This window comes from Acidovorax sp. Root267, from assembly GCF_001429215.1.
Classification (GTDB): Bacteria; Pseudomonadota; Gammaproteobacteria; order Burkholderiales; family Burkholderiaceae_C; genus Acidovorax; species Acidovorax radicis.
Map to the genome: position 1 here is coordinate 172757 of NZ_LMJC01000002.1, position 11100 is coordinate 183856.

At 63.1% G+C, this 11100-nt stretch carries 11 protein-coding genes and 1 pseudogene; 2 read left to right on the forward strand and 10 right to left on the reverse strand.

The features are described from left to right. Positions 1-53: 53 nt before the first annotated feature. The 10 genes from ASE39_RS05100 to ASE39_RS05145 all read right to left on the reverse strand — a co-directional run bounded on the left by ASE39_RS05100 (position 54) and on the right by ASE39_RS05145 (position 9763). On the reverse strand, positions 54-1184 hold the full coding sequence (locus ASE39_RS05100; RefSeq protein ID WP_057225876.1) for an acyl-CoA dehydrogenase family protein: 1131 nt from the start codon (positions 1182-1184) through the stop codon (positions 54-56). Positions 1185-1226: 42 nt separating this feature from the next. Further along, the gene (locus tag ASE39_RS05105) at positions 1227-1895 is read right to left on the reverse strand and encodes an SDR family oxidoreductase (protein WP_057225874.1); all 669 of its coding nucleotides are present in this window, start codon (positions 1893-1895) and stop codon (positions 1227-1229) included. Between the two features lie 87 nt (positions 1896-1982). Further along, on the reverse strand, positions 1983-2615 hold the full coding sequence (locus ASE39_RS05110) for a pyridoxamine 5'-phosphate oxidase family protein (protein ID WP_057225871.1): 633 nt from the start codon (positions 2613-2615) through the stop codon (positions 1983-1985). A gap of 113 nt (positions 2616-2728) precedes the next feature. Then, the gene (locus ASE39_RS05115; protein ID WP_057270434.1) at positions 2729-3781 is read right to left on the reverse strand and encodes a hypothetical protein; all 1053 of its coding nucleotides are present in this window, start codon (positions 3779-3781) and stop codon (positions 2729-2731) included. Between the two features lie 46 nt (positions 3782-3827). Beyond that, positions 3828-5021 carry an acetyl-CoA C-acyltransferase gene (locus ASE39_RS05120; protein WP_057270435.1) on the reverse strand — a complete coding sequence of 398 codons (1194 nt, stop codon included), beginning with the start codon at positions 5019-5021 and terminating at the stop codon, positions 3828-3830. A gap of 71 nt (positions 5022-5092) precedes the next feature. Continuing rightward, on the reverse strand, positions 5093-6898 hold the full coding sequence (aceK, locus tag ASE39_RS05125) for a bifunctional isocitrate dehydrogenase kinase/phosphatase (protein WP_057225866.1): 1806 nt from the start codon (positions 6896-6898) through the stop codon (positions 5093-5095). Between the two features lie 37 nt (positions 6899-6935). Beyond that, positions 6936-7595, reverse strand: coding sequence for a carbonate dehydratase (can, locus tag ASE39_RS05130; protein ID WP_057225864.1), 660 nt, complete (start codon positions 7593-7595; stop codon positions 6936-6938). 36 nt (positions 7596-7631) lie between these two features. After that, positions 7632-8822, reverse strand: a complete 1191-nt coding sequence (locus ASE39_RS05135; RefSeq protein WP_010466791.1) for an isovaleryl-CoA dehydrogenase — start codon at positions 8820-8822, stop codon at positions 7632-7634. A gap of 41 nt (positions 8823-8863) precedes the next feature. Continuing rightward, the gene (locus ASE39_RS05140; RefSeq protein ID WP_057225861.1) at positions 8864-9325 is read right to left on the reverse strand and encodes a PaaI family thioesterase; all 462 of its coding nucleotides are present in this window, start codon (positions 9323-9325) and stop codon (positions 8864-8866) included. A 42-nt stretch (positions 9326-9367) separates the two neighbouring features. Next, positions 9368-9763: a MerR family DNA-binding transcriptional regulator gene (locus ASE39_RS05145; RefSeq protein WP_010466794.1), complete on the reverse strand. Its 396-nt coding sequence runs from the start codon at positions 9761-9763 to the stop codon at positions 9368-9370. Positions 9764-9887: 124 nt separating this feature from the next. Here ASE39_RS05145 and ASE39_RS05150 point away from each other — a divergent pair, with 124 nt between their 5' ends. Beyond that, positions 9888-10967, forward strand: coding sequence for an MBL fold metallo-hydrolase (locus tag ASE39_RS05150; RefSeq protein WP_057270446.1), 1080 nt, complete (start codon positions 9888-9890; stop codon positions 10965-10967). Positions 10968-10997: 30 nt separating this feature from the next. Beyond that, positions 10998-11100: pseudogene (locus ASE39_RS26245) on the forward strand (class II glutamine amidotransferase); the annotation flags it as partial.

Genomic DNA, 11100 nt, shown 5'->3' on the forward strand with positions numbered 1-11100 from the left:
TCTAGCGCTTATCCAACAAGCGCCATTAGCTATTATTTATATAGCAAACAACATCAAGCCAGCGCGCGCTGGATGATGATCTTCTGCACGTCGCTCGTGCCTTCGTAGATCTGGCACACGCGCACGTCGCGATAGATGCGCTCCACCGGGAAGTCGTTGACCACGCCGTAGCCGCCCAGCGTCTGGATGGCGGCGCTGCACACGCGCTCGGCCATCTCGCTGGCAAACAGCTTGGCCATGGCGGCTTCCTTCAGGCAGGGGCGGCCTGCATCGCGCAGCGCGGCGGCGTGCCAGATGAGCTGGCGCGCGGCCTCGATCTGCGTGGCGCAGTCGGCCAGGCGAAAGCCGACGGCCTGGTGGTTGAAGATGGCGGTGCCGAAGCTCTCGCGCTCTTTCGAATACGCGAGCGCCGCATCGAAGGCACTGCGTGCCATGCCCACACTTTGGGCGGCGATGCCGATGCGGCCGCCCTCGAGCGCGCCCAGGGCGATCTTGTAGCCCTCGCCCTCGGCGCCGATAAGGTTCTCGGCAGGGATGCGGCAGTTGTCGAAGTTGATCTGCGCGGTGTCGCTGGAATGCTGGCCCAGCTTGTCTTCGAGCCGCGCCACCACGTAGCCGGGGTTGCTGGTGGGCACGAGGAAGGCGCTCATGCCCTTCTTGCCCGCGCCCTTGTCGGTCACGGCGATGACGATGGCCACGTGACCGTTCTTGCCGCTGGTGATGAACTGCTTGACGCCGTTGATGATGTATTCATCGCCCCGCTTCACCGCCGTGGTGCGCAGGGCCGAGGCGTCCGAGCCCACATGCGGCTCGGTCAGGCAGAACGCGCCCAGCATCTCGCCACGGGCCAGCGGCGTGAGCCAGTCGCGCTTTTGCTGGGCGTTGCCGTAGCGCATGAGGATGGCGTTGACGGGGCAGTTGGTCACGCTGATGGCGGTGCTGGTGCCGCCGTCTCCGGCCGCGATCTCTTCGAGCACCAGCGCGAGGGTGACGTAGTCCAGATTGGCGCCGCCAAATTCTTCGGGCACGCAGATGCCGTACGCGCCCAGTGCAGCCAGGCCCTGGTGCGCCTCCTTGGGGAAGTGGTGTTCCTTGTCCCAGCGCGCGGCGTGGGGCCACAGCTGTTCCTGCGCAAAGTCGCGCACCGCGTCGCGGATCATTTCCTGGTCTTGGGTCAGCAGCATCGGGGTTGTCTCCAGAAGTCGTTGTGGGTTTGGTCGAAAGAATTACCAGTGGGCTGCGCGGCGTCCGTCGTGGTGCAGCAGGCGGCCCTTGTCGGCGGCCGTGACACCCGCCACGGTGGCACGCAGGCCGCGCACGCTGTCCTGCACCGTGAGCGCAGCGCCTTCGCCGCCCATGTCGGTCTGCACCCAGCCGGGATCGATGGTGATGAGGGTTGCGCCGGGGTAGTCGTGCTGCGCGGAGGCCACGGCCATGTTCAGCGCGGCCTTGCTGGTGCGGTACAGCCACGAGCCACTGCTCTGCACGCTGCCAATCTGCGACATGGACGAGGACAGGAACGCGAACACGCCCTGCGCGTCGGCCACCAGGGGTGCAACCTGCGGCAGCGTCTGCATGGCACCCAGCACGTTGGTGTGCATGACGGCGTCAAAGTCCTGCTGCGTGGGTGGCGTGAGCGCGCTGGGGCGGCGGATGACGCCCGCCACATACCAGGCGGTCTCGATCTTTTCGCCGTCCAGTTGCCAGGCCAGCCCGCTCACGCTGGCGGGGTGGGCGACGTCCACGGTCAGCACCTCGGCGCCCAGGGCCAGCACACGCTCGCGGCCCGCTTCGTCACGCACGGTGGCAATCACGCGGCGGCCCGCTTCGGTGTACTGGCGCACCAACTCCAGCCCAATGCCGCGCGATGCGCCGATGACCAATATGGATTTCATGGGGGAAATTTGAATGGAATTGGGCTCTAGCGCTTATCTATCAAGCGCTAGCAGCTATCAAAATTGAAGTATTCAACGCCAACACGATCATGCATCGCCCAGTTGCTGCTCTTGCGCCAGTTGGGCGCGGTAGCGCTGCAACATGGCGACTTGCGACTCAGGCTCGGTAGCGAGGCCCATCTGGGCGTGGATCATCTCGCCCATCGTGGGCAGCGCGGTGCGGTCCACCTGCGCATCGGCCGACCACAGCCGCGAGCGCATGAAGGCCTTGGAGCAGTGCAGATACGCCTCGGCCACGCGCACTTCGATCACTATTTTTGGGCGCTGGCGCTCGGCCGTGAAGAAGTCGGTGTACAGCGCCTCGTCGCGCAAGCGCGCCGTGCCGTTCACCCGCAGGGTTTCGTCCACACCCGGAATCATGAACAACAAACCGATGCGCGGGTCTTCCAGCAGGTTGGTCAGGGTGTCGAGCCGGTTGTTGCCCCCCGCATCGGGCAGCAAGAGCGTGTGCGGGTCGGGTGACTTCACAAACCCCGGCGCGCCGCCGCGTGGCGAGGCATCGAGCAGCGCACCACCGATCCCTCCACTAGCCACCACGCAGAACGGCGACAAGGCAACGAAGCGCTGGCAGTGCACATCCAGCTGCGGTTGCTGCTTGTGCAGGGCCCGCTCGCCGGGGGCTGCGTACAGGGCGCGCAATTGTTCGAGGGTTTCGATCATGGTGTGGCCTGCGAAGGTTGGTGGTTGATGCGGTGACGTTGAGGGTGAAAAAGGACCCGCGGCGCAGAGCGGGCGTCGGGCCTGTGGCGTGCGGCACCAACGCCCCCGCCTGCTCAGGGGCAATGCACGGAAAACTCGAAATAGCCCGACCATGCGGGGTCAAACGCAAAAGTCAGCTCCAACGATTCGGCCTCTTCGCGCAGCAGCAGGGGCGCCAGCGCTTGTTTAGCCAGTTGCTCATCGCCCACGTAATACACCGCCTTGCGGCGACCGGCGCGGGTCAGGGTGTAGGCCATGATGCCCAGCTGCGGCAGCTCCAGCAGCGTGGCCGCCTGGTCTTGCAGGTCTTGCACGGCAGCCAGCTGATCGCGGTTGCCCACCGCCAGGTCCAGGGTCAGCGCATAGGCCAGGTCGGCGCGCATGGCCACCGGGTTGGCGCTGCGGTTGACCATGACGATGGCCGTATCTTCAGCATCGTCACTGTGGCCGTCCTCATCGTCCTGCCCGCCAAACGACAAGGTCATGCCCGTCCAGTCGTGCTCGCCGCTGGGGAAGTCGCTGGTGCGGCCCAGGGTGTCGAACCAGTAGCGGTCGAACACGGGCACGAACTGGCTCAGGGGCACCCAGGGGGTCAGCGGGTCGGAGGCTTCATCCACAAAGTCCACCGCCCCCACCTTGACGGCAAAGTCGTATTCGCCCAGCACGTGGTCGAGCATGATGAACGCCATGTTGCGCGCGTGGTCCCGATAGTCCTCGGGGATTTCGCGGCCAAAGCGGATCTCCAGCGCGGCCTGCCCATCGTCCTGTCCGCAGGCGACCAGCACTTCGGAGGTAGCCAGCTCGAAACCGTCCATGCCAATAGGAAAGTCCGGCTGCGTGGTGCGCTCCCGAAATGCGCGCACCCGGTAGCTTTGCAGCGCGGGCGCGGCGGCCACCACCTGCATCAGCAGCGGAAAGTTTTCGGTGCTGCCGTGGGCGGTGACGATGAGGTCCACCACCACATCGCCGTCGCCGCCAGACATCTCCAGCGCGAGGCCGCTCAAGTGGCGCTCGATGAGCGCATTGGCCGCCTCGACCCGCCCGCGCAGCGGCTGGGCCTGAAGCGATGCCTGGGCATCGGAAAAATCGCGCCAGAAAGCGGTGATCTCGGGAGATGGTGCAGTCATCACTGTCCTTGTGAAAAGAGCCAAATCATCCCATCTCCCTCCCGCATCAAACGAGTTCCAGAGCCACCGCCGTGGCCTCGCCACCGCCGATGCACAGCGTGGCCAGGCCCTTGGTCAGGCCGCGGGCCTTGAGCGCATACATCAGCGTGACCATGATGCGGGCACCGCTGGCACCGATGGGGTGGCCCAGCGCACAGGCGCCGCCGTTCACGTTGACCTTGTCGTGCGGCAGGTCGAGCTCCTTCATGAGCGCCATGGGCACCACGGCAAAGGCCTCGTTGATCTCCCACAGCTGCACGTCACCCACGGCCCATCCGGCCTTGGCCAGCGCTTTCTGCGTAGCACCCAGGGGGGCAGTAGCGAACCACTCGGGCTCTTGCGCGTGGGTGGCATGGCTCACGATGCGGGCCAGGGGCTTGCAGCCGAGTTTCTTGGCGGTGGATTCGCGCATCATCACCAGCGCGGCGGCGCCGTCGTTGATGCTGGAGCTGGAGGCGGCGGTGATGGTGCCGTCCTTCTTGAAGGCGGGCTTCAGCGTGGCGATCTTCTCGAGCTTGACCTTGCCGGGGCCTTCGTCGACCGACACCACGGTCTCGCCCGCACGGGTCTTGACGGTGACGGGCACGATCTCGGCCGCGAACGCGCCGGACTCGGTGGCCGCCTTGGCGCGCTGCACGCTAGCGGTGGCGAATGCGTCCTGCTGCTCGCGAGTGAACTGGTACTTGGCGGCGCAGTCTTCACCGAAGGTGCCCATGGAGCGGCCGGCCTCGTACGCGTCTTCCAGGCCGTCGAGCATCATGTGGTCGAAGATGCGGTCGTGGCCCAGGCGGTAGCCGCCACGGCCCTTTTGCAGCAGGTAGGGCGCGTTGGTCATGCTCTCCATGCCGCCCGCCACCATCACGTCGTGCGAGCCGGCCAGCAGCATGTCGTGCGCAAACATGGCGGCCTTCATGCCCGAGCCGCACATCTTGCTGAGCGTGACCGCGCCTGCGCCCTTGGGCAGGCCGCCCTTGAAGGCCGCCTGGCGCGCAGGCGCCTGGCCCTGGCCTGCCATCAGGCAGTTGCCGAACAGCACTTCGCCCACGGCGTCGGGCGAGACCCCGGAGCGCTCGAGGGCGGCCTTGATCGCGGCGCCGCCCAGGTCGTGCGCGGCCAAGCTGGAGAAGTCGCCCTGCAGCGAGCCCATGGGGGTGCGTGCGGCGCCGACGATGACGATGGGGTCTTGGGGGGATGAGGACATGGTGAAGCTCTCCTGGAATGGGTTCAGATGAAAGATCGGGGTTGAATCAAACGGGCTAAGGGACTAAGGGGCTAAGGGGCCGACGCGCCATGCGTGAAGCGCCGGTCTGCGTCGTAGGGAAACACGTCAAACATGTGGCCCGCCTGGATGCGTTCCTTGTGCGACTGCCAGAACGCGGCGTCGAGCAGGTCCGCGTGGTGCTGCAGGAACACCTCGCGCACGGCGTCGTTGCCCAGAAGGAACGGGCCAAAGGTTTCGGGAAACACGTCGCGCGGGCCCACGCTGTACCAGACCTCGCCGCTCATCTCTTCTTCTTCGTTGCGCGGCGTGGGTACGCGGCGGAAGTTGCAGTCGGTGAGGTATTCGATCTCGTCGTAGTCGTAGAAGACGACCTTGCCGTTGCGCGTGACGCCAAAGTTCTTCCAGAGCATGTCGCCGGGGAAGATGTTGGCGGCCACCAGGTCCTTGATGGCGTTGCCGTATTCGATGACGCTGTGCTCCATCTGCTGGCGCGCACGCGGGTCTGCGAGGCCGGTGTCAAAGGCCTCTTGCAGGTAGATATTGAGCGGGATCATGCGCCGCTCGATATACAGGTGCTTGATGATGACTTCGGTCTGGCCGTCGCCATCGCGGTCGCTGATTTCGAGCTGGCTGGGTGCAAATTTCTCGATCTCGGCAATCAGCGCATCGTCGAAGCGGTCGCGTGGGAAGGCGACCTCGCTGTACTCCAGCGTGTCGGCCATGCGGCCCACGCGGTCGTGCTGCTTGACCAGCAGGTACTTGGCCTTGATCTGCTCGCGCGTGGTTTCTTTCTGGTGCGGGAAGTAGTCCTTGATGAGCTTGAACACGAACGGGAAGCTCGGCAGGTCGAACACCAGCATCACCATGCCCTTGATACCGGGGGCGATGCGAAACTGGTCGCTGGAATGTTTGAGGTGGTACAGGAAGTCGCGGTAGAACAGCGTTTTACCCTGCTTGGCCAGGCCCAGGGCGTTGTAGATCTCGGCACGCGGCTTGCGCGGCATGAGGCTGCGCAGGAACTGCACGTAGGCACTGGGCACCTCCATGTCCACCATGAAATAGGCGCGGGCGAAACTGAACAGCATCTGCAGGTCGTCTTCGCCAAACAGCGCGGCGTCGATGTACAAGCGGCCAGCATCGTCGTGCAGGATGGGCAGCGCAAACGGCACCTCGTGGAAGCCGTTGATGATCTTTCCCACCACGTAGGCGCCCTTGTTGCGGAAGAACAGGCTGGTGAGCACCTGGATCTGAAAGTTGGCGCGCAGCCGCACCTTGTCGAGCCGGCCGCGCATGGCCGCCACCACGCAGGCGGTGTCTCGCGCCAAGTCCGCAAACTCACGCTGCAACTGGAAGTTCTCGATGATGGCCTGGAACGTCTCGTGCAAATTCTCGCGCGAGGGGTAGTAGGCCCGGTAGGTGGGGCGCGCTGCGGGCTCTTCGTTTTCGATGTATTCGGTGCTGACGGCGGGCCGCACAAAGATGAAATCGTTGTGGAAATGCGTGCGGTGCAGGATCTTGGTGGTGACTGAGTTGAAGAAGGTCTCGGCCAGCTCGGGCTGGTGGTGGTTGACCAAGAGGCCGATGTAATGCAGCTTGATCTGGTGCCACACGTCCATGGGCTGCGCGCCCGCGCTGAATTCCTTCTCCAGCCTGCGCACACACTCCTTCACGCGCAGGTCGTAGAACTCGATGCGTTCGCGCTGGGCCCGCTGCTGGCCGTGCCAGTCACCGGTTTCGAAGCGGTGCTTGGCCCGCGCGGACTCGGTACGGAACAACCGGTAGTGCCGGTTGAAGCCGTCCATCATGGCCTTGGCAATGCCATAGGCCTGGGGCGCATCGAGCCGTTGCGGGAACATGGCGGGTGCTCAGCCGTTGCAAGGGGGCGGTGGTTGGCTATTGCCTTTTGACGGCCGCAACACCGGCGATCGCCGCCTTGTACAGCGAGTCCAGGCCTTCGGTGCTGCCCACGGACATGTGCAGGTTGTTGATGAGACCGTCCTTGAGCCCATAGCACCAGCCGTGCAGCGTGACCTTCTGGCCCCGGCCCCAGGCGTCGAGCATCACCGTGGTCTGGGCGATGTTGACGACCTGCTCGATGGCGTTGAGCTCGCACAGCACGTCGTGGCGCCACTCTGGGGCGGTGGCAGCAATCAGGTCGCGGTGGCGGTCACGCACGTCCTGCACATGGCGGATCCAGTTGTCAGCCAGGCCCACACGCGTGCCCTCTAGCGCAGCCAAAACACCGCCACAGCCATAGTGCCCCACCACCATGAGGTGCTCGACGTGCAACTGGTCCACCGCGTACTGGATGGTGGAAAGGCAGTTCAGGTCGGTGGGCACCACCACATTGGCCACGTTGCGGTGCACGAACACTTCGCCCGGCTCCAGGCCCGTGATCTGGTTGGCGGGCACCCGGCTGTCCGAGCAGCCGATCCACATGTACTTGGGTTTTTGCTGGGCCAGCAGGCTCGTGAAAAACCCGGGCCGCTCGCGCTCCATCTGGGCCGCCCAGGCGCGGTTGTGAACAAACAGGTCGTCGATCGAGGAGGGCATGTTGTCCTTGAGGAATCAGTAGAAAGGAAATGAAGCTCAGCAGGTTTCAGCGAACAGTTCGCGGCCAATCAACATGCGACGGATCTCGCTGGTGCCCGCACCGATCTCATACAGCTTGGCGTCGCGCCACAGGCGGCCCAGCGGGTATTCGTTGATGTAGCCATTGCCACCATAGATCTGCACGCCCTCACCGGCCATCCAGGTCGCCTTTTCCGCACACCACAGGATCACGCTGGCGCAGTCCTTGCGCACCTGGCGCACATGGTCGGTACCGAGCATGTCGAGGTTCTTGGCCACAGTGTAGGCAAACGAGCGCCCTGCCTGTAGCACGGTGTACATGTCGGCCACCTTGCCCTGGATGAGCTGGAACTCGCCAATGCTCTGGCCGAATTGCTTGCGGTCGTGAATGTATGGGATCACGTTGTCCATCACAGACTGCATGATGCCCAGCGGGCCGCCGGTAAGCACGGCGCGCTCGTAGTCCAGGCCACTCATCAGCACCTTGGCGCCCTGGTTCAAGCCACCGAGCACATTGGCGGCGGGCACTTCGACATTGTTGAAAACCAGCTCGCCCGTGTGACTTCCGCGCATGCCCAGTTTGTCGAGCTTTTGCGCAATGCTGAATCCGGGCATGCCTTTTTCGATCAGGAAGGCCGTGACGCCACGCGCGCCCAGCTCGGGTTCGGTCTTGGCGTACACCACGAGGGTATCCGCATCTGGGCCGTTGGTGATCCACATCTTGTTGCCGTTGAGCAGGTAGTAGCCACCCTTGTCTTCGGCCTTGAGCTTCATGCTGATCACATCCGAACCCGCGCCGGGTTCGCTCATGGCCAATGCGCCCACGTGCTCTCCGCTGATGAGCTTAGGCAGGTACTTGGCCTTTTGTGTCTCGCTGCCGTTGCGGTTGATCTGGTTCACGCACAGGTTGCTGTGGGCGCCGTACGACAGGCCCACGGAGGCGCTGGCGCGCGATATTTCTTCCATCGCCACCATGTGGGCGAGGTAGCCCATGGCAGCGCCGCCGTATTGCTCGGGCACCGTGATGCCGAGCACGCCCAGGTCGCCCATCTTGCGCCACAGGTCCATGGGGAACTGATCGGTGCGGTCGATCTCGGCCGCGCGCGGTGCGATCTCGGCTTGCGCAAAGTCGCGCACGGCATCGCGCAAGGCGTCAATGTCCTCGCCCAATTGAAAATTCAGACCGGGAAGGTTGGCAGGAATGCTCATGGTGCATGTCTCCTCAAAACAGATAAAGGAAGATGGCTTGTTCAGCCTTGGATGCTGTCGCGTCCAGTGACCGCCATGAGGGTGCACCCCATGGTGGCGACCAGCTTTTCTTGGCTGCCGTCGATGGCGAAGGCGCGGCCTTCGCACACGGTGATGGTGCGGCCGGGTTTCAACACCCGCCCTTCCATGCGAAATCGCTCGCCCTTGGCGGGGGCCAGCAAATTGATCTTGAATTCAATCGTGAGCACCGCAGCATCGGTTCCCATCAGGGTGAAACCGGCATACCCACAGGCGGAATCCAGCGCCGTGGCGACCATGCCTGCATGCAGAAACCCATGTTGCTGGGTCAGTCCTATGGCCCATGGCAGTTCAATGTCCACCGCACCGGGCGCCACCAAACCAAGACTTGCACCCAGGGTCTGCATGGCGCCCTGGCGAGCAAAGCTGTCACGCACGCGGTCTGCAAAGTCGGCAGAGCGGGGCTCAAAAGGGGGCGTGCTCACTGCGGTCTCCTAATTTACGTTTACGTAAACGTCAATTATGAATCATTTTTGCTTTTCAACCTTGAGAAGCAGAGCCCGTGCCTCGTCTTCATGCTCCTGAACCTCCTCCAGATTCGCTTGCAGGTCGGCCATCTGTTCCTCTAGTTGCTTGCGATGCACCACGAGGACATCGAGGAATTTGCGCAACTGCACCCCGGTGTCTCGCGGGCTGTCGTAGAGATCAATGATCTCCTTGGCCTCCGTCAGCGACAGGCCGAGGCGCTTCGCACGGAGCGTCAGACGCAGCCGGGTGCGGTCGCGGGCGCTGTAGACGCGGTTTCTACCTGCGGCGCCCGTTCGTTCGGGCTGCAGCAGACCCATGTCTTCGTAAAAACGGATCGCTCGGGTCGTGAGATCAAACTCTTTGGCGAGATCGCTGATGGTGTAGGTGTTGGCCATGGGGGTATTGCACGCGGCAGGGTCGGTTTCGCACAGGAGACAGCCCTGGTGCTGTCGGTCCCTACAATGCACTGAATGCATGACGTTTACGTTAACGTCAATGCTAACCCATCAAACCACCACCATGAATCGACTTGAACACCAGATCCACTATCCATTTGGCGATGTGCTGCCTCTGGAGGGCGTGGCGATGGAGATCGCGCCAGGCATCAAGTGGGTCCGCATGGCCCTGCCCTTCGCGCTGGATCACATCAATCTGTGGCTGCTGCGTGATCGGCAGCCAGACGCCTTCGGCAATTTGGTCGATGGCTGGACGGTAGTCGACTGCTGCATCGACAGCGCCACAACGCGGGCGCAATGGGAGCGGGTTTTTTCCAGCAGCCTGGAGGGTTTACCGATTCTTCGCGTGATCGTGACCCACATGCATCCAGACCATATCGGTTTGGCCCATTGGCTGTGCGAGCATTGGAAGGTACGTCTTTGGATCAGCGCCACCGACTACAACGTCGCGAGGACCGCCGTTTATGACCGCAACGGCTTTGGCGGTGAGGCGAGCGCAGATTTCTACAGTTTGCACGGCATGCAGGATGGCGAATTTCTCCAACACGCTCGAGGGCGCGTGTCGTACTTTCCCACTCTGGTTCCTGCGTTGCCTCCGAGCTTTCGCCGGATCATGGATGGAGACATCGTCGAGATTGGGGGATGCTCCTGGCGGTGCATCAGTGGCTACGGGCATGCACCCGAGCACATTGCGCTGCATTGCGCAGAATCATCCGTCCTCATCAGTGGCGACATGGTTCTGCCACGCATTTCCACCAACGTCAGCGTCCATGCGGTGGAACCGGAATCCAATCCTCTGGAGCTGTTCCTGACCTCGCTGCTGCGGTATCTTGAATTGCCTGCTGACACGCTTGTCCTACCGTCTCATGGCAAACCCTTCCAGGGCTTGCATGAGCGTATCCAGCAGTTGCAAAACCATCACCGGGATCGGCTGGCAGAAATCCTCGAGGCAGCGAAAGGGGGCCCTCTGTCTGCGGCCGATGTGCTGCCGATCATGTTCAAGCGCAAGCTGGATGCCCATCAGATGACATTTGCCATGGGCGAAGCGTTGGCCCACTTGCACCTGCTTTGGTTTGATGGTCGATTGCAAAGGATTCTGGATGCTGCGGGCGTTCACCAATTCCACTCCCCGCGCAAGGAATGATCGGCAGCTGAGTTTGAAAGTCCTTGGGCAAATTTCAAGGAATTGGCGGCCCACATATGCCCACGCGGGACGTTCAATTTCCTGCTGTCCAACGGCCAGGCGCTGTGGAGCCATGCCTCGACGAGCCTGTACT